16 protein-coding genes, 1 other RNA gene and 1 pseudogene are annotated in these 19,779 nt (G+C 37.4%); 7 read left to right on the top strand and 11 right to left on the bottom strand.

Going from position 1 to position 19,779, the window contains the following annotated elements:
• Window positions 1–440 precede the first annotated feature (440 nt).
• A pseudogene (locus ACS5PU_RS21130) lies at window positions 441–770 on the bottom strand (DsbA family protein); the annotation flags it as partial.
• A gap of 174 nt (window positions 771–944) precedes the next feature.
• Complete coding sequence (locus tag ACS5PU_RS21125) at window positions 945–1,499, bottom strand: antibiotic biosynthesis monooxygenase (protein WP_439461155.1); 555 nt, start codon at window positions 1,497–1,499, stop codon at window positions 945–947.
• Window positions 1,500–1,812: 313 nt separating this feature from the next.
• On the opposite strand from ACS5PU_RS21125, the gene ACS5PU_RS21120 reads away from it, so the two are divergent.
• On the top strand, window positions 1,813–2,532 hold the full coding sequence (locus tag ACS5PU_RS21120; RefSeq protein ID WP_439461154.1) for an AAA family ATPase: 720 nt from the start codon (window positions 1,813–1,815) through the stop codon (window positions 2,530–2,532).
• A gap of 230 nt (window positions 2,533–2,762) precedes the next feature.
• Here ACS5PU_RS21120 and ACS5PU_RS21115 read toward each other — a convergent pair whose 3' ends face one another.
• The gene (locus tag ACS5PU_RS21115) at window positions 2,763–3,131 is read right to left on the bottom strand and encodes a hypothetical protein (protein WP_439461153.1); all 369 of its coding nucleotides are present in this window, start codon (window positions 3,129–3,131) and stop codon (window positions 2,763–2,765) included.
• 579 nt (window positions 3,132–3,710) lie between these two features.
• On the opposite strand from ACS5PU_RS21115, the gene ACS5PU_RS21110 reads away from it, so the two are divergent.
• From ACS5PU_RS21110 to ACS5PU_RS21095, 4 genes are read left to right on the top strand one after another with little or no spacing between them, the layout of a single operon-like run.
• A complete protein-coding gene (locus ACS5PU_RS21110; RefSeq protein ID WP_439461152.1) occupies window positions 3,711–4,505 on the top strand; it encodes a hypothetical protein in 795 nt (264 codons plus the stop codon).
• A gap of 21 nt (window positions 4,506–4,526) precedes the next feature.
• The gene (locus ACS5PU_RS21105) at window positions 4,527–5,795 is read left to right on the top strand and encodes a DUF6161 domain-containing protein (protein ID WP_439461151.1); all 1,269 of its coding nucleotides are present in this window, start codon (window positions 4,527–4,529) and stop codon (window positions 5,793–5,795) included.
• Window positions 5,796–5,805: 10 nt separating this feature from the next.
• Window positions 5,806–6,423: a hypothetical protein gene (locus ACS5PU_RS21100; protein ID WP_439461150.1), complete on the top strand. Its 618-nt coding sequence runs from the start codon at window positions 5,806–5,808 to the stop codon at window positions 6,421–6,423.
• A complete protein-coding gene (locus ACS5PU_RS21095; RefSeq protein WP_439461149.1) occupies window positions 6,424–6,981 on the top strand; it encodes a hypothetical protein in 558 nt (185 codons plus the stop codon).
• Between the two features lie 74 nt (window positions 6,982–7,055).
• Here ACS5PU_RS21095 and ssrA read toward each other — a convergent pair.
• The 3 genes from ssrA to ACS5PU_RS21080 all read right to left on the bottom strand — a co-directional run bounded on the left by ssrA (window position 7,056) and on the right by ACS5PU_RS21080 (window position 9,246).
• Window positions 7,056–7,421, bottom strand: a transfer-messenger RNA (tmRNA) gene (gene ssrA, locus ACS5PU_RS21090).
• Window positions 7,422–7,591: 170 nt separating this feature from the next.
• The gene (locus tag ACS5PU_RS21085; RefSeq protein ID WP_439461148.1) at window positions 7,592–8,791 is read right to left on the bottom strand and encodes a pyridoxal phosphate-dependent aminotransferase; all 1,200 of its coding nucleotides are present in this window, start codon (window positions 8,789–8,791) and stop codon (window positions 7,592–7,594) included.
• A gap of 62 nt (window positions 8,792–8,853) precedes the next feature.
• Window positions 8,854–9,246 (bottom strand): DUF1573 domain-containing protein, encoded by a 393-nt coding sequence (locus tag ACS5PU_RS21080; RefSeq protein WP_439461147.1) that lies wholly within the window; start codon window positions 9,244–9,246, stop codon window positions 8,854–8,856.
• Window positions 9,247–9,417: 171 nt separating this feature from the next.
• Between ACS5PU_RS21080 and ACS5PU_RS21075 the strand changes: the two genes are divergently transcribed.
• A complete protein-coding gene (locus ACS5PU_RS21075; RefSeq protein WP_439461146.1) occupies window positions 9,418–11,838 on the top strand; it encodes an alpha-ketoacid dehydrogenase subunit alpha/beta in 2,421 nt (806 codons plus the stop codon).
• Window positions 11,839–12,100: 262 nt separating this feature from the next.
• Window positions 12,101–14,416: a tetratricopeptide repeat-containing sensor histidine kinase gene (locus ACS5PU_RS21070; RefSeq protein WP_439461145.1), complete on the top strand. Its 2,316-nt coding sequence runs from the start codon at window positions 12,101–12,103 to the stop codon at window positions 14,414–14,416.
• Here the strand turns inward: ACS5PU_RS21070 and ACS5PU_RS21065 are convergent, their stop codons facing one another.
• The 5 genes from ACS5PU_RS21065 to ACS5PU_RS21045 form a co-directional block, all read right to left on the bottom strand.
• Window positions 14,417–15,172, bottom strand: a complete 756-nt coding sequence (locus ACS5PU_RS21065) for a LytR/AlgR family response regulator transcription factor (protein ID WP_439461144.1) — start codon at window positions 15,170–15,172, stop codon at window positions 14,417–14,419.
• 122 nt (window positions 15,173–15,294) lie between these two features.
• Window positions 15,295–15,903 carry a DUF1684 domain-containing protein gene (locus ACS5PU_RS21060; RefSeq protein ID WP_439461143.1) on the bottom strand — a complete coding sequence of 203 codons (609 nt, stop codon included), beginning with the start codon at window positions 15,901–15,903 and terminating at the stop codon, window positions 15,295–15,297.
• A gap of 7 nt (window positions 15,904–15,910) precedes the next feature.
• Window positions 15,911–17,008: a chorismate synthase gene (aroC, locus tag ACS5PU_RS21055; protein WP_439461142.1), complete on the bottom strand. Its 1,098-nt coding sequence runs from the start codon at window positions 17,006–17,008 to the stop codon at window positions 15,911–15,913.
• 97 nt (window positions 17,009–17,105) lie between these two features.
• Window positions 17,106–18,374 (bottom strand): 3-phosphoshikimate 1-carboxyvinyltransferase, encoded by a 1,269-nt coding sequence (gene aroA / locus ACS5PU_RS21050; RefSeq protein ID WP_439461141.1) that lies wholly within the window; start codon window positions 18,372–18,374, stop codon window positions 17,106–17,108.
• Between the two features lie 199 nt (window positions 18,375–18,573).
• On the bottom strand, window positions 18,574–19,713 hold the full coding sequence (locus tag ACS5PU_RS21045; protein WP_439461140.1) for a chorismate mutase: 1,140 nt from the start codon (window positions 19,711–19,713) through the stop codon (window positions 18,574–18,576).
• Window positions 19,714–19,779 lie beyond the last annotated feature (66 nt).

The raw sequence follows: 19,779 nt of genomic DNA, 5'->3' as shown, positions 1-19,779 counted from the left end.
ACAGATTAACGGAAATCAGTTTCATGCAATATGCTTAGCTGTTTTTATTGAAGTATACCACAATAAATATCCCAATGGATTTATGCGTGTATGATTATCTAGATTTAAAAACTTTAAGCTTAAATTCCGGTTAATGTAGCCGATAACAATTTAGTGTGGATGGAAGTCAAGCTTGACATGTGAGTGTAATTGTTATGATGCGGAGCATGGTACTCCGCATTTTTTTTGGCTGATTGTTGCTAAATGTACTCATCGCATTTTGCGGGGTATTAAACTTTTTTAGGAGGTAACTATTCTGCGTTAGCGGTAAACAGGTCAAACAGATCTTCTGCACCCCCATTAAATTTTTTGCCGTTAACAAAGAATGAGGGTGTACCATTTACGCCACTACTAACACCGCTTTCAAAATCATTATCAATTTTTTCTGCCAGTGCCGGTTTTTAAAGGTCATTGCTAAACTGTTCAAGATTTAGACCCAACTTTTCTGCCAATGTAAAGAGAAAATGCTCGCTTAGGTATCTTTGGTTTTCGTAAATGGCACCGTGCATTTCCCAAAATTTACCCTGTAAAGCAGCTGCTTCCGCGGCAATGGCAGCCGGACGTGCATATTGGTGCATTTCGGAAAGCGGGAAATTTCTAAATACAAATTCAACCTGATTGCCAAATTTGCTCAATAATTCTTTTAAAATAGGATAGGCGGCACCACAGTATGGGCATTGATAATCTTCATATTCTACAATTACCAGTTTGGCTTTGTGGTTGCCCTGTAAATGGTCGGTATTGCTGACGGTTGGTTATAGTGACATGTTTAGGTGTTTAAATGTTTCTAATGCTAAACCTACAGCAGAATGAGGTCTTTAGGCGGTATAATTCGGTAAACGGCACAATATATGGTTAAGCTAATGAAAAGGATAGTTAAGGATAAATAGATCCCTTAGTAATTGCTATTGTTTATAAAGCCACGTTTTTATCAATTTGGTGTAACTGGGCATCACCACGTATACCATTAACAAAACTATACAGCCCGAACTGATTAAGGCATCTAAATAATGATAAAGCGGGATGTGCAGCCACCTTAAAATTGGAAAAACCAATAGCGGAATGAACAACGATAACGGATAAATTGCCGACCAGGTTACTAGATACTGTTTCCAGCGGACCGGCACCTTACCACTTTCATTTTGTGGGCTAAAAAGAAAATCCAATCCAGAGTTGATTTGGTACCGGTCATTTTTCCTCAAAAAGGAACTTGCCTGATCAATAAACCTTTTTCTGTGTGGAGATTCCATCCAGTTTTTTAGATTGTTGATCGTATCAAACCGGATAATAACGGTATAAACAAATGTTAGTTTAGGAATTGGCTTTACCATCTGCAGATCAATAAAGCCTTGCGCCTGTTTAGTTACCGGCACGATTTCATCGAGCCACTTTTCATATTCTTTTTGTTTACCCTCCTGTATATGATGTGTTATCACAACCGATGCTCCTTCATTTTCCATATGGCTTAAGTTTAAATGGGTTAAAAAACTGTTTGTATTGAGCTAAATGTCTGTAAGTATTTTCTATAAATCGCAATAATTTCGGTAAAATGGCAAAACTGGTCGTTGAATCGATTTTGATGCTTAGTGCTCCATCCCGGACCTATTTACAAATGATACGATAATAAATGTCTTGTTTGCTGAAGCAATATAAAAATACCACAAAACTTTAAGTAGAAAGCTGGACCATACATTTTACTGCAAACTGCACCATTATTCAATTATTTTATGTTTATATCTTTGCAGCGCAAAAACCATTAAAAGAAAGCGATACATGTTCATATCCGATCTCATTATTTCCGATAAACAACATATTTTATTGGATGATATCATTCTTGAGCCAGCTAACCGGTCAAAACTGGATCAGCTTATCCGTGAACACAGATTCGCGGAAGAACTGCTGCAGTATGGTCTTCCTTTAGATAATAAAATACTGCTACATGGAAGTTCGGGATGTGGAAAAACCACGGCAGCCAAAGCAATTGCCGCTGCACTGGGAAAAAAACTGCTGATCCTTAATTTAAGCAATGTAATTAGCGCACGTGTAGGAGAAACAGCACAAAATATTAAAACGGTGTTCGATAAGGCAGCCAAAGATAAATCAGTCCTTTTTTTGGATGAGTTTGATCAGATCGGAAAGGTGAGAAGCATTGATGACCGCGATGTTGGAGAGTTGCGCAGGCTCATCAACAGCATGATCCAGCTTATTGATTACTTCCCTCAAGATGCGTTGTTGATCTGTGCTACCAATCACCAGTCTTTCATTGATCCGGCATTGTTGCGCCGTTTCCAGCTTTCGCTTGGATTTTCATTGCCCTCAAACGAAATATTGGATGGGTATTATGACAAATTGCTCTCCGCTTTCCCGACAGAACTGACCTCGATTACACGCAGGTATGGAATTTCTTTTGCCGAGGCGCGCGATTATACTTTTACATCAGTGAAGGCAATATTGCTTGCGAAATTGGAGAAAGCGGAAAGCGCCCTAGTTTAATGCGGGTAGTTTAATTGGTTTGTGGATTTTTAAATAAGTATTCAAGTTGTTGATGACTAGTTATTTATTTTTTATGAGATTGGCGATCTGATTCTAGTGGAGTTCTGATTTTAGTGAAACCAGACCTAATATTACACTTTTAGTTGAGATAATTTGGCTGTATTTTGGACATATTAGCAATCTAATAATGAGGTAGTCCTTTCAAAAACATTACGTATTCTTTTGCGATCTTATTTTTTGTAGACGTAAATTTTACCATACTCATTAGAGCTGAAATTTTCTCCTGTAAAACCACGTTTGATAAGTTCTTTCCGGATCACCCTCATTACAAACCAATGGCTGATAACCAATATATCGCTTTCGCCGCTATTGATTAGCTTATCAATAAAACTAATGATCTCCCTTTGGAAATGTTCCGTATCCTTATTTAATGCAAACGACTTGAGGTGTAAAATAATCCCCCAAATGATAAAAGGAAGTTGAAGGTGAGAAGATAATCGATGCAATATATTCAATTCTTTTAAGGCATCTATTTCTGTGATTTTCCCTTTATGAATATATCTGGCAGTATTTATTGCTCTAATTGCATATTCCGGCAAAAGTAGCGTAGCGATTTCGGACCAAACTGGTCGCTATTATGGCTGCCGGAAATTTTATATTTCATTCCTTTCCCTCTGAAGAAATACACCTCCGAAACCAAATTCTATCCCCTCAATTTTATCCCTTTTAAAACACTCGATTTAAGTCCACTCAAAGAATGGCTCAAGCTAAAGAAACCCTATCCACAAAGATTAGGGAATAAAGCGCTAAATCAAGCTGTAAGGAAGTATGATGTCCCAAGTTTTAAGCAAGGCTAATCACACACTGAATTATCAGCAAACGAATAGTTGAAATTGGATATTGAAAAGATATTTGATCAAAGGATCAAAACGACCAGCTTGCTCCGAAATACTCCATCACTTTGAAGCGAAACAGCTTAACAGGTTAAATGCAGAATGGCCGCACACTTTTGCCGAAATACGCAACCTTACAACGCAGAGTAAATATAGTATAATGACATATAAAAGAAAAATTATTATTATTTGATTACTTATAGATGACCGTTATTATTTTAATTCTATTCGGACGTTTTTAAAGTTAATTCTATTTATTAGGTTTGATAATAAAATTAACATTCTATGCTTAAAATTTCACCAGCTGATTTTTATTTGAATACTCCGCTTTATACCAAATTGTTCTATGAAAAAAAGGGGGAGCTTAATGACTACATATATGCCTATAGAATTCCTGATATTGAAGGATACAATCCTGTAAACAAAATTGAAACAACATTTGAAACTACTTCAAACTATAAAGATGTAATAGTAGATAGTTATAAATATAGTGTGAATCCGGAAATATTATTAACCTGTAAAAGGACTCGTTCTGAATTCAACTTCTATTTATTTTGGAATCAAGAAGAAAGGTTTATAATGAAAATTGGGCAATATCCTTCTGTAGCAGATTTTCATATCTCTGATGTTAAGCAGTATAATAAACTATTAAATAAGGAAAGTTTAAAGGAATTTACGAAGGCAATAGGATTAGCTGCAAATGGTGTTGGGATTGGGAGTTTTGTTTATTTAAGAAGGATATTTGAGAACCTTATCTATGAAGCATTTTTGGAGTTTAAAAAAGAATTTTCGATAGAAGAAGGTGACTTCAATAAAAAACGGATGGCTGAAAAAATAGTCTTTTTAAAGGATTTTTTACCAGAATTTTTAGTTGAACATATTGAGTTATATGGCATTTTAAGTAAAGGAATTCATGAGCTTGAAGAAGAAGAATGTTTAGCTTACTTTGATACAGTTAAGGTTGGTATAGAGCTAATTTTGGATGAAAAACTTGAAAAATACAATAAAGAAAAAAAGAGGGCTGAAGCAAAAGCAAAAATTTTACTAGCCTCTAAGTCAATTAACACCAAAGGGGAATGATAAACATTTAAATTAATGCTCATGACAATAAATGAATTTAGGAAAGCAATAGCAGAAACTAAAAATCCAGAGTGGTTTAACAATAAAGCAATTGAATTATCATTTCCAAACGCGGGATTCACCAATACATTCGTCGGTTTACCAAGCTTTATTTTTTATCTGCATGACCAATTAAAAAAATATACTGACCTAAAATTGGAGAGTACTAGTAATTTAAAAAATTCACAACGCTTTTTTAAATCTGCTATAGATGTAACGGAGAAGTTTTTACAAGATAGGGCTAATATTGAAGATTCTGTATCGTTAGATTCATATTGGTCGTACATTGTCAGCAATACTATTGATAAAAATAGCTGTAAAATGATCTTTCCAGCAGATAGCTCCGAAGCAAAATTAATTTTTGATTTAGAGAAATATAATATAAACATTGCAATCGGTGCGTTTAGATATTTGATAAATGCAAGCGATAGTAATTTTACTTCCTTTGATGTTTTAAACGGTTATTTGCTTGCTTATGAATTAAGAATGCGAGATCATCGGACAATAAAAGATTTAGTTGCAAATGAGCGAAGAAGCATCAATACACTTAAGAATGATTTTGCAAAGGCAATACCGCAATCAGAGCATGATTTAAATGAGCATCTTATCAAAACAGAAACATCTGTTAAAGAGTACTTTGATGAAGTTGAACAATATAAAACCGATAAAGAAAAACTCTATTCTGATTGGTTTATAAGCACAAAAGGTGAATTTGAAGTATTTAATAACGAATCTGTAAGCAAAATCAAGGATTTAGAAGAAACTTATAATCAGAAGCTAAAACTGGAAGAACCAGCATTATACTGGAAAGAACGGGGAGATAATCTTAAAATACAGGGTCATTGGATGTTAGGAATCACATTGTTTTTAGTTGCGATAACAATATGGTCATTAGCTACTATTTTATTTAAAACTCCAACCGATATATACGCTAGTTTTTTTAGTAACGATAAGAGTGCAGCAATTAGATGGTCAATTATATATATAACAATATTATCGTTTATCGCTTTTCTAATAAAACAATTGTCAAAAGTAATGTTTAGCTCTTACCATCTCGCAAGAGATTGCCAAGAACGGTATACACTAACTTATTTCTACCTGTCGCTACTTAAAAATAGTGCAGTTGCACCAGAGCAGCAGCAGCTTATAATTCAATCTTTATTTAGTAGAGCTGAGTCAGGGTTATTAAAAGATGATGGTTCTCCGACAATGCCTACAGATATAGTGCAAAATCTTTATAAAGGGAAGTGATTTTTTAATTATGATAGAAAAAATATTTAAAGATATTATAGAAAACAAGGTTTTTAGCACTTTAATAGTTGCTGTTGTGACGTGGGTAGTAAAAACTCAGTATGACAGGTACATTAAAATTAGACCTAGATTATATTTAACAAGTGGAATCGTGTTATATAGTCAAATGGTTAGGGGGATGATGTTTTTTGATTTTACATGGAATATGGATATCTCAATTAAAAATAATTCTCAGCATACTGCGGAACAATTAAATTTTATCCAGATAGAAGGATATGAGTTTTCAGATAATCCAGATAAATTGTTAGATAAAAATAACCATTTGGAAAAGTATAATTTTTCAAATATCTCTTCTACTATGAAAAAAGAAATCCCCTATGAAGAATTAGCAAATGTGGTATATGAAGGAGATCAAAGGGTTATATATCCTGGGCTAAAGCAAAATGAACCAAGTGAGTTCTACAAGCCAAAAGGCCTCAAAGAATTGAGATTAATTTTGAAATATAAAAATGAAAAAGGTAAATCATTCTATACATATTACACTAAAATTAATGGAGAGGAAAGAAATATATTATTTAGTTTTAATCCATTAGTGTTAGGTAGGTTTCTAACTCTTTTTTACAGATAAATGGATATTAATAATTTCGGGGTTTTTAATTCAAATACTTGGGGAACTGTATCTGATTGGGCAATGGTAATAGTTACTATGCTTACTGCATTCTACTTGATTAGAACGTTTAATGCACAATATGAAATAAAGAAAATTGAACTTTGGAAATATCTAGAGACAATCAAGCCTATTTATACCGTTGAATTAATACATACTAATGTTATTAACTCAAAATCAAATTATGATTTGGATTTGTCATTTGTGATTAGCAATACTAATGGCGTAGCTAAGAATGTTACTTTGGATATTTTTTCAACTTTCGAAGGCTGGAAATTCTATATAGATAGTAAAATTCCTTTGGAATTGCCTATACGTGAATATAGCATTGTATCTACGATGATATCTGCAACGTATTCTAGTGAAAAATCAGGGGCAGCTTGTACTTTTAAATTTGAGTTTTCAGATAATGTTGGGAATCTTTATCGACAAATGTGCGTATTCTCGGCGATGAATTCTAATTTAGATGTAAAAACAAGTATACCGATAATGCAAAACAAACCTATCTTTAAGGTGTAAAAAAACACCCAACTACACTTTTGTGGGTGTAAAATTGGGTGTTAATTGTGTAACTATTTGATTTTTAAGTTACTTTGTGGAGCCGAAGGGAGTCGAACCCTTGTCCAGTTGTGAGATAAATTATACCCTCTACATGCTTATTTTTCAATTGATTTTAGGGAAATAAACGGGCTGAAAACCGACCTTATTTAAATCCTTAGATACTTTATCTCACTTTAAGTCGTATCTCCTTAAAGCCAGCTTTGTTGTTTCGATGCCCCAGGTTCTAACCCAACAATGCAGCAGTTAGAGGGACAAAAGCTAGTTAGTTCTAAACTAAGCAGCTAAGGCGTAAGTATTTTCGCCAACTAAAATGTGATCGTTCACTTTAAGTGCTCTCCGAACAACGCACTGCATGCTAACATAACCTTCGCCACCCTGTCAAATCCAAGAACGGCCCCGGGTTTTCAGTTTGCAATTATCAATTATCAATTATCAATTATCAATTATCAATTATCAATTGCAAAGTAGAAGTACAAATATACAAATTTATTGGTTAACTGGCTAATTGTTTAAATCGGTTAACTGGTGGGCTATTCTAACAATTAACCAATTTAAACAGTTTCAACAATTAACCTTGTTTACCAGGATATTGTTGCAAAGCGATTTCTAAACAGTCCATAGCTGCATTTAAATCGTCAGTATTTAATACATAGGCCATACGTACTTCATTTTTTCCTGATCCCGGTGTAGAATAAAAGCCTGTTGCAGGGGCCATCATTACCGTTTGGTTATCATGGCTAAATTCTTCTAAAATCCACTGACAGAATTTATCCGCATCATCGATCGGGAATTTTGCCACCACATAAAATGCACCACCCGGGTTAGGGCAAAAAACACCATCAATATTGTTTAAACGGCCAACTAAAGTATCGCGGCGCAAAGTATATTCGGTATTTACCTTTTCAAAATAGCTGTCTGGTGTATCCACTGCAGCTGCACCGGCAATCTGTTCAACCATACCCGGACTTAACCTGGCCTGAGCAAATTTTAATCCGGATGAGATAACTTCTTTATTTTTGGTGATTAAACAGCCCAAACGTGCACCACAGGCACTGTAACGTTTAGAAACCGTATCCATAATCACTACATTTTCATCTAAGCCGTCTAAATGCATCGGCGAAATAAATTCCCTGCCATCATAGCAGAACTCGCGGTAAGCCTCGTCCGAGAATAAAAACAGGTCGTATTTAACACATAGGGTTTTTAAAGCTTCAAGTTCTTCTCTCGAGTATAAATAACCTGTCGGGTTATTAGGGTTACAGATAATAATAGCCTTGGTTTTTTCCGTAATCAGCTTTTCAAATTCAGCAATTGGAGGTAAAGCGAAACCATTTTCGATATACGATAAAATAGGTTTAACCACCACGTTGCTCATACAGGCAAAGCCGTTGTAATTGGCATAAAAGGGCTCAGGAATGATAATTTCATCGCCTTCATTTACACAGGTTTGCATGGCAATGGTAATGGCTTCAGAGCCACCAACAGTTACCAATATATTTTCTGGCGTAATGTTATAACCCAGTTTATTGTAGTATTCAGTAAGTTTTAAGCGGTAGGCAAGGGTACCTTCTGACGGTGTGTAGGCCCAAACATCAAAATCAATGTTTTTAATGGCGTTCAGCATTCCTTCAGGCGTTTCAATATCAGGTTGGCCAATGTTTAAGTGGTAAACCTTTTTACCATCTTTTTTAGCTTGATCTGCAAATGGAGTTAATTTTCTGATTGGCGATGCAGGCATCTGCACACCTTTTTGTGAAATTTTTGGCATGGCACAAAAATAAAAAAGTCCCGATGAAAATCGGGACTTTTTAAAATAATATCGTTTAAAAATTACTTTGATGTTGCGGCAACAGTTTCACCTTTGATATAAAGTACTTTAATAGGCGTTTTAGCATTTGAAGTAATGGTTACTGCTTTAGAGAATGCAGATGGACCAGCAGCTGCGTTAAAAGTTACCGAAATTACACCTGTTTCGCCTTTTTTCAATGGAGTAGAAGTGTATTTTGGTACAGTACATCCACAGCTTGCTTCAGCTTTAGTGATAATTAGGGGCTCTTCGCCAATATTGGTGTATTTAAAATCGAAAGTTACTGGTTTGTTTAAAACAATTTTACCAAAATCGTGGGTTTCTGTTTCAAATTTAAATTCAGCAGGTTTAGTTTGTGCATTTGCAGCAATACCAAAACCTAAAACAAAAGCGAATAATACTAAGATCTTTTTCATGTTATGTGGTTGTAATTTACTTTTTAAATTTCTAAAACAAATTTAATGTTTTCAATTTAAAACAAAAACTATTCCAATTATATTTTCCAATTCCATATATAATTTTACAATAGAGGATAAAGGCAAACTTTTAATTTTGTATATATTTGCCGCAACCAATCTTTGATTACTATGCAGAATGAAAAATTGATTACCAATGCTATTGATGCTTCTGAATTAAGTTTTAATGATTTTAAATCGATTGTTATAAACGACTACAAAATAGCCTTTGAAAGCAGACAGGCCAGTGTTTTGGGTCGGAGGGAAGTATTAACGGGCAAGGCGAAATTTGGCATTTTTGGCGATGGTAAGGAAGTACCACAGGTGGCTATGGCGAAAGCTTTTAAGAACGGAGATTGGCGTTCTGGCTACTACCGCGATCAAACTTTTGCCTTCGCAACCGGTATTTCAACAATTAAAGAATTTTTTGCACAGTTGTATGCAAATCCCTCTGATGGAGCCGACCCATTTTCGGGCGGTAGGCAAATGAACTGCCATTTTGCAACCAAATCAGTTAATGAAGATGGCAGCTGGAACGATTTAACGCAGATTAAAAACTGCTCATCCGATATTTCTCCAACTGGTGGTCAAATGGCACGTTTGGTGGGTTTGGCTTATGCTTCTAAACTGTTTAGGCAAAATAGTGAACTCGATTATTTAAAGCATTTTTCTGTTAATGGAGATGAGGTGGCTTTTGGTACCATAGGCAACGCATCCACCTCAGAAGGAGTGTTTTTTGAAGCGATTAATGCTGCTGGTGTACTGCAGGTGCCCATGGCCATTTCTATTTGGGATGATGCCTATGGTATCTCCGTTCCTGCTAAATATCAAACCACTAAAGAAGATATCTCTGAAGTTTTAAAAGGCTTTCAGCGCGAACCGGAGAAACCCGGATATGAAATTTATAAAGTAAAAGGCTGGGATTATCCGGCTTTGTGCGAAGTATACGAAAAGGCAATTAATGTATGCCGTGAAGAGCATGTTCCAGTTCTGATCCATGTGATCGAACTTACGCAGCCACAGGGACATTCTACTTCTGGATCGCACGAAAGGTACAAAACCAAAGACCGCTTAACCTGGGAAACAGAACACGATTGTATCCTTAAAATGCGTACCTGGATGCTCGATTCGGCCATTGCTACCGAAGAAGAAATTCAGGAGATTGAAAAAGAAGCTAAAATTTTTGTCCGTGATGCCCAGAAGGAAGCGTGGAACGAGTTTTTAGATAGTATCAGACCAGAACAAAAACAGGTAGTTGATTTAATCGGTGGCTTGGCTAAACACCAGCCAGAACTTGCTAAAATTGCTGCGGTGCTGGCTTCTACGGCTGATGCACAAAGAAAAGATGTTTTTACGGCCGCACGTAAAGCTATCCGCCTTTCTGCAAATTATCATTCGGCCGAACGTGATGAACTGCTGGCATGGTATAAAAAACAGGATGCGCTTAACTACGATAGGTACAATTCCAAACTACATACCGACGGTAAGGAAAGTCCGGATATGATTCCTGTTGTAGATGCCACTTTTGATGACCTTTCGAAAATGGTTGATGGCAGGGAAGTATTAAATGCCTGTTTTAACGAAAACTTTGCCCGCGACCAACGCTTGGTAGCATTTGGGGAAGATTTAGGCAATATTGGCGATGTAAATCAAGGTTTTGCAGGTTTACAGGCCAAATATGGAGAGTTAAGGATTACCGATACCGGAATTAGGGAAATGACCATTATGGGACAGGGGATAGGCCTTGCCATGCGCGGTTTAAAACCTATTGCCGAAATACAATATTTAGATTATTTTATCTTCGCGCTTAACGTATTGAGCGATGACCTGGCATCACTTGCCTACCGCACCAAAGGCATCCAAAAAGCACCGGTTATTGTGCGCACACGCGGACACCGTTTGGAAGGAATTTGGCACTCAGGCTCCCCAATAAGCATGTTATTGGGCTCACTAAGAGGCATGCACCTTTGTGTACCCCGTAATATGACCCAGGCCGCCGGTATGTACAATACACTTTTTAGGGCCGATGAACCTGCAGTGGTAATTGAATGCCTTAACGGTTACCGTTTAAAAGAAAAACTGCCTAGTAACGTTGGTGAATTTACCATTCCCTTGGGAAAAGCAGAAATATTGGAAGAAGGAACCGATATTACCGTGGTATCTTACGGCTCATCATTGAGGATTGTGCAGGAAGCTGCTGAAGAACTAGCGCTTTTGGGCATTTCTGTTGAAATTATAGATCCACAAACCCTATTACCTTTCGATACCAATCATGTTTGTGTGGCTTCTCTTTCAAAAACCAGTAAATTATTGGTGGTAGATGAAGATGTTCCGGGCGGTGCTTCTGCTTACATCCTCCAAAAAGTACTGGAAGAGCAAAAAGGTTATTTCTATTTAGATGGACAGCCAAAAACCTTAACGGCTAAAGCACACCGTCCGCCATTTGGCTCGGATGGGGATTATTTTAGTAAACCTTCTGTAGATGATGTAATTGAAACCATTTATCAGATGATGCACGATGCAAATCCAGGTAAATATCCTGCAATCTTTTAAGGCCTAGGTACTTATCAATATTTCTGTTTAATTAAGCCATCTTATAATTAGATTGTTTTTGACTTAGGCTAATCCGCGGAAATATTTTTTAAAATAGGGTAAAAAATCGGTTACTTAATAATCGATTTTTTATATACTTTTATAAACCAAACCCTATTTTAGTATTTCTTATGTCTCATCCCAATTTAATTGTGCAGCATAGTGGCTCACAAAGTCTTTCGTGTATCTTTTTTAATAAAACCTGTAACTAGTTTTTATTAATATGATGCAGTACCTTGTTTATAATCAGCCATTAATTAAGCGTTTTTTCTTGATAAGGAGCGCTTTTTGCTTGCTGTTTATTTTGCTCTGTACAGTTGGTTTTGCGCAGGTTAGCACACCACAGAAAAAACTGGATAGCCTTTTAACCTTAAATCAAAAGAATTTAAAATCCGATTCTACCAAGATTAAAATATTGACGGAGGTATACCGACAGTACATGAGGATGAAAAATATTGATAAGGCTGAAGAATTTACGGATAAAGCCATTCAGCTTTCTCATGAGAAAAACCTGAAAAAATTCTCGGCCATGGCTTATTACCGGAGAGGGTTAATGTACCACGGAAAGTCAGAGTATCAAAAAGCCGAAGAAAACTATCTTACTGCCCTTTCAGAATTCGCTTCTGTGGGCAATTTAGATATGGTTGCAGGTACTTACCTTAACCTCGGTGCCCTCTACAACAGTATTCCCGATTACGTAAAATCTTTGGATGTAAACCAGAAAGCCATCACCATTTATGAAAAAATGGGCAACGAATCGGATATGGCCAGTTGCTATACCAATATTTCAAGCATTTATCAGAGCTTGGGCAACCAGAGCCAGGCATTGGTTTACCTAAATATGGCCCTTAAAGTTTTTGCTAAAGAAGGCGAAAATTCGCGGGGTGTTGCGGTTGTTTATAACCTAATCGGGTCGAATTATTTCGAAGCTTCTGATCTTGAGCTGAAACAGATGAATGTGTTGCCCGGGCAAAAAATAAAATTGGCTTTAGAGTTCTATAATAAATCGCTCAGGGTGGCCGAGGTTATTGAAGATACCGGACTGGTTGCCAGCGGTAAGCGCGATCTGGCTGAACTTTACAGCTCCATCGGACAAAAAGATGCCGCGCTAAAATCTTATCAAAAATCGGTAGAGCTGAGCAGGGATAAGGATAGTAAAGAAAATTATGCTTCGAGTTTATATGCGCTCGGTAATTTTTACCAAAAGGAAAACGATTTTGGAAATGCCATTGTACTCCTTAACCACAGTTTAAAAATAGCTGAAGAAAACAGGCTTCTGGATATAGAAAAACAGGCCAGTTTAGGTTTAAGTGCGGTTTATGAGAAACAAAAAGATTATAACAAATCATTGATTTACTACCGGCAGTATATTGCGGTAAGGGATAAGATCTTTAACGAGGAAAAGGAGAAAGAAATTACCAGAAGGCAGATGCAGCTCGATTTTGGGGTTAAGGAACGCGATTATTTGCTGAAGCAAAAAATTACGGAAGGCGAGCTAAAAAGGCAGCAACAGGAACTTGTTTTAAGAAAGCAGCAATTGGCCCTGAGCGATAAAGAAAAAGCATTAGACCTGTTGACTTTCCAAAAAGCAAAAGCCGATCTGGATATCCAGCGTTTGGCCCAGGAGAGCAAGTTTGCCAAAGCTAAATTTAACGCTCAAATTGCCGCAGAGATAAAGGATAAGCAGATCAGCAGGCAGGATCAGCAGATCAAATTTGATAAGCGCGTAAAATTATTTTTGACCATTGCCGCTACATTGATTTTAATTATCGCTGTAGTTATCTTTTTTAATCAGCGCAAAACCACCCGGCTGAATAAAATCATCAACAACCAAAAGCGCGAACTGGAGCAGTTAAGTAAGGTTAAAGACCGTATTTTTAGTGTAGTAAGTCATGATATGCGCACCCCGGTTAATTCGTTGATTTCTTTTATGCAGCTACTGGAGGGCGGTAATATAGAGCAGGAGAAACTAAACCGTTATGCGGCATCGTTAAAGAACAACCTTACCTACACCTCTACCATGATGGAGAACCTGTTGAACTGGGCCGCCAGCCAGATGCAGGGATTTAATCCGTATTTAGAATCTTTGGATATTCATGGGTTGGCCAACGAGGTGATCAATTCGCTGCAGGATCAGGCCGATCAAAAGAACCTAACCATTAGAAACCTGGTGGCCTTAGATGCCAACTGTAAAGCTGATGCAAATATGCTCAGCCTGGTGATCCGAAACTTAATCAGCAACGCCATTAAATTTACACCAAACAGCGGTGCAGTTGAAATTAGTTCTGCCAGTGTAGCCAGCTATTTAGAGATTAAAATTTCAGATACCGGTATTGGTTTAACCCCCGTTCAAATTGCCCATTTTAATAAACCAGGCTATCTGGGGGCAGGTGTAAGCACATTGGGTACCAATAAAGAAAAGGGAACAGGTTTAGGCTTATTGCTTTGCAGAACCTTTATCGGCTTAATGGATGGTAGAATAAGTGCCGATGTAAATGCTACAAGCGGTAGTTATTTTAAAATTATACTGAAGAAATAGTTATTTTAAAAAGCGGGATAGGATTTTCTTATCGATAGATTTCTCTAATAATTCCTGCCGGTTCGATGCACTTATGGGTACCACGAAATTATGGTCGAGGTGTACTTCGTGATTGGTTAAGGTGGCAATATGGCTCGTGTTGATGATATACTGTTTATGCACCCTGGCAAAAAATTTAGAAGGCAGTTGTTTTTCCAGGTTTTTTAAACTTACCAGGATAATGTGCTTATCCGTACTGGTAAACAGTTTCGAAAAATCGCCCATACTTTCAATGTAAATTACATCATCGTATCTCAATTTGGATATGCCCTTGGTTTCCCTGAAAAAGAAATGATCGGCACCCCCATCGCTCGTAGATTCTTCCTGCTGCTGTACATCTTTGCCCACCAGTTTCTTCAGTTCGAGGTATTCGATGGCTTTATTGGTTGCTTTTAAAATGCGTTCAAAGGTAGCTGGCTTTACAATAAAATCTAAAGCATCCAGGTTAAAACTTTCTGCAGCGTACTCACTAAATGAGGTGATGAAGATGAATAAAGGCTGTTTTTTTAAGCTTTTTAGCAGATCCATTCCTGAAAGTTCAGGCATGTCTATATCCGAATATACAATGTCAACAGGGGTGGTAGATAAGATCTGTGAAGCTTCTATACCATTGCTGCAAACCGCTAATATATTTAATGATGGAATTTTTCTAAGATGCATTTCAATAGCATCTCTCTCAATTTCGTTATCATCAACGATTAAGCAGTTGTATGTCATTTATTAGGATAGTTAAACTTTAGTTAGAACAAGGATTTGCACTTTTAGTTTCAAATTTAATCTAAAATGTGGATTATCATACAAATGGAATGCATTTTTTTAGACTAACGCATGTGCAACATTTATTTTTGATGCTTCTTCTCGCCGGTATATAATTTTTCTCCTACGGCGATACGCAGCTGTAAATCATTCTCTTCTGGAGGTACAGGACACCGATAACCATCACTGTATGCGCAGTAAGGATTGTACGCTTTATTGAAATCTATTGTGAGCTGGTTACTGTTGATTTCTTTTGTATTTAAATCGATATATCTACCACCGCCATAAGTTTCCTTTCCATTGGTTTCATCTGTAAAAGGAAGGAAAAGATGGTCTTTATAAAGTGGATTGGCCGATAATGCAACACTTTTGTACAGCGTCATTTGAATTTTTTTTCCCTGCAACGTAAAATTCAAATGTGCATACCGAAAATAATCGCTGCTGCTTCCATTATATGTAGGCATTTTAAAAACCTTTTCATTCTTTAATATTTCTACCTCTGCTAAAACTTTATAGGTGCTATCGGCCCCGTAGAAGTGCAGGTTCTGTAAATCATCTTTTTTTAAAGGAGAGCGGCTGTCTTTAACAAAATCTTGTTTATACTCCTCGCGGTGCTTTGCAAGCTGTTCAGAATAACTTTGTGCAAAGGCACTTGTGCTGATCAATAAAAATAAGAATGAAAGGATTTTCATGGTTTAATTAAATGGTACTTACTTTATTCCTTAAAAACTGATCGGCTAAAACCAGTGCGGCCATTGCCTCAACAATCACAACTGCCCTTGGTACCACACATGGATCGTGCCTGCCTTTTCCTTTAATTTCTGCCGCTTCACCTGCTGCATTAATGGTTTGTTGGTTGTGCATAATGGTGGCCACAGGTTTAAACGCAACTTTAAAAGTAATGTCCATTCCGTTCGAAATACCGCCTAAAATACCACCTGCATAGTTTGTTGTGGTTTTAAAAACTTTGTCGGTTGCAGCTTTAGGCTGGGGGATATCGTTGTGCTGCGAACCTCTTAATTCACTTCCAGCAAAACCAGATCCATATTCAAAACCATGTACCGCATTGATACTCAGCATGGCTTTGCCTAAATCGGCGTGTAGCTTATCAAAAACAGGTTCCCCCAAACCAGCTGGACAACCTTTAATTACGCAGCCAATTTTTCCGCCTACGGTATCGCCATCTTTGCGGATAGCATCGATAAACTCAACCATTTCATGTGCCGTTGCCGGGTCAGCACAACGCACAATATTTTCTTCCCGAATCTGAAGCAGTGCATTTAAATCATTACTTTCTAAATTGGGTGCTTCAATTGTACCTACTGAAGTTACATGGGCAAAGATTTCGATGCCCTGTTGTTTTAAAAATAATTTGGCAATAGCTCCGGCGGCTACACGTGCGGCAGTTTCGCGGGCCGATGAACGTCCACCGCCACGGTGATCGCGGATGCCGTATTTTGCATCGTAAACATAATCGGCATGGCTTGGACGGTACACGTCAACATTGTGGCCATAATCTTTAGATCGCTGATCTTCGTTTGGAATAAGTAACGCAATAGGGGTTCCGGTACTTTTTCCCTCAAAAATACCCGATAATACTTGAACAGTATCACTTTCCTTTCTTTGAGTCGTAATTTTCGATTGACCCGGTTTGCGTTTATCCAGTTCTGATTGGATAAAATCCATATCGATATCCAATTGCGCCGGACAGCCATCAATAATTACCCCAATGGCTACGCCATGAGATTCGCCAAAGGTGGTTATGCGAAAAAGTTGTCCAAATGAGTTACCTGCCATATTTTAATGTGTGAATGGTTTAATTTTGAATGAGTGAATGTTGCTATCCAATCTTGATACTATTATCTCGATACGCCTGTTCCAATACTTATCGCTCTTACTTGATACCGATCTCAAATCCAGCTTTCTTCAAATCCTCCCAATAAAAAGGATAAGATTTTTCTACTACCTGCATTTCTTCGATCTCCACTTCGTTAATCAGTAGTGCAAGAGGCGCAAAAGCCATGGCCATGCGGTGATCTTCGTAAGTAGCAATGGTAATTTTATCAGGGAAATGAAGGTTATCGGTATTTAAGGTATAAACCAGGTTATCTTCTGTTAAAGTAACACCAATTTTGGCCAGTTCATTTTGTAAAGCAGCAATACGGTCGGTTTCTTTGATTTTTAAAGTTTCTAAACCCGTAAAAGCCATGTTTTTACCCAAAGCAGCGGCAATAACCACAATAGTCTGTGCCAAATCAGGACAGGTTTTTAAGTCTAAAACTTCTTTTGTATCCAAAGAAAGGCCTAAATTGCTGATCGCGATCCCTTTTTCCGTTTTACTGGTGGCAATACCAAAAATTTTCATGATTTTCTGGATCTGACTATCGCCTTGTAAGCTTTTATCTTTTAACGCTGGTAAGCTGATTTCAGCCTCTTCAGCCAAAGCCGCAATGCTATACCAGTAAGAGGCAGCGCTCCAATCCGGTTCAACAACAAGTGTTCCCGGTTTAAAAGCCTGTGGTTTTATCGAAATGGAATTGCCGGTCCAAACATGTGTTATGCCAACTTCTGCCAACATATCCAAAGTCATATCTACATATGGTTTAGAGGTTAGCTCGCCTTCAATTTCTAAAGTTAAACCCTGGGGTAGGATAGGAGCAATCATCAACAATGCAGAAATATACTGACTACTGATATCACCTTTGATCTTTACTTCAGCTGTTTTTTGGTTTAACGGACCAATGATATTCAATGGAGGGAAACCTTCAGCTTCTGCATAAGAAATATCAGCGCCAATTGTTTTTAATGCTTCAGCCAAAATCCCGATCGGGCGTTGTTTCATACGCTCGGTTCCGGTTAGCAGGAAATTACCGTTTTTAGCCGAAAGATAGGCTGAAAGAAAACGCATTGCAGTTCCTGCAGGTCCCACATCTACTGTTTTCGATTCTTTAATTTCTACTTCTAATTCTTCTTCAAGATTATTCAGGATGCCATTTAAGGTTACCGTATCGGCTGCATTAGAAAGATTTTCGACTTTAACCAGTTTCTTGCTTAAAGCACTGATAATTAAAGCCCTGTTGCATTCGCTTTTTGAGCCTGTTAATTGGATTTCCGTGTTAATATTCTTGGTTCCTTTAAAAGAAACTAAGGCGTTCTTTGACATTTTATTCGGTTTTTATTCTCAAATGTAAGTGTCAGGTGTTTCCACCTGACACCACATCAATAATTTAATATTGTCATTTTGAATACCGAGCTATCGTTATAAGATTGCTTCGTACCTCACAATGACTTTGTGCGAGAGGGGTTCTATTTAAGATAGAAATTTTACCCTCAACCTTAAACCTTCCAACCCTCTACCTTTTTTAGGCTTTAACTTCGCTATGTTGCTCAGCAGCAATGCCTTGTTCAGCTTTGCCAGCATTCATAATTTCAGTTTGTTTACGGATAGATTCGCCGTGTACCAATTCTAAGAATTTCTCTGTAAAGTTGATGTCTAATTTTAAAGCTTTTGCAAAAGCATGACCTTTTTGGATAATGGCATCCCAACGGTTAACCTGTAAAATAGTTACCTGGTTATCGCGTTTAAACTCACCGATTTTTGCTACGATAGCCATACGCTCACCTAATTTTTGCAATAAGATATCATCAATTTTATCGATTGATTTACGCAGTTCAGCTAATTTATCGGCAGAAGCTTCGTTTGCTACTTCTGGTTCGCGAACAGTTAAGCGGTCAACCAATTCGGCTAAAGCCGCTGGCGTTACCTGTTGCTTAGCATCTGTCCAGGCAACTGATGGATCTACGTGCGATTCGATCATTAAGCCTTGCATATCTAAATCCAAAGCTTTTTGCGAGATGTAAGGGATTAACTCACGGTTACCGCAAATGTGGCTTGGATCGTTAATGATCGGTAAATCTGGGCAAAGTGTTTTCAATTGGATAGCCAGTTCCCACATTGGTTCGTTACGGAAAGAACTTTTCTCGAAAGAAGAGAAACCGCGGTGGATAGCACCGATTTTGGTAATTCCTGCACCGTTAATACGCTCAATGGCACCAATCCATAACTGTAAATCAGGGTTAACCGGGTTTTTAATCAATACAGGAACATCATGACCTTTTAAAGCATCAGCAATTTCCTGAACGGTGAAAGGGTTTACAGTAGAGCGGGCACCAATCCAAAGGATATCTACACCTGCAGCCAATGCTTCTTCAACGTGTTTTGCATTTGCAACCTCAACAGCTGTTGGTAAGCCTGTTTCTGCTTTAGCGCGTTTTAACCACTCTAAACCAATGCTGCCGATACCTTCAAATTCTCCCGGACGGGTACGTGGTTTCCAGATACCAGCTCTTAAAACCGATACTTTACCGGTAGCGGCCAATAAATGCGCTGTTGTTAATAATTGCTCTTCAGTTTCTGCACTACAAGGGCCCGAAATGATTAATGGCTCGTTGTTAACGTTTAACCAAGTGTTTAAAGGTTGGATGTTTAAATTAAGTTTCATGATGATGGGGTGTATAATAATATTTTGTAATTCGATTGTTTAATTGTTGTATTGTTTTTTGGTTAA

This window comes from Pedobacter sp. GSP4 (assembly GCF_051857575.1).
Classification (GTDB): Bacteria; Bacteroidota; Bacteroidia; order Sphingobacteriales; family Sphingobacteriaceae; genus Pedobacter.
The sequence above is the reverse complement of the archived record's forward strand: the minus strand, read 5'-3'. Positions and strand labels throughout refer to the sequence as shown.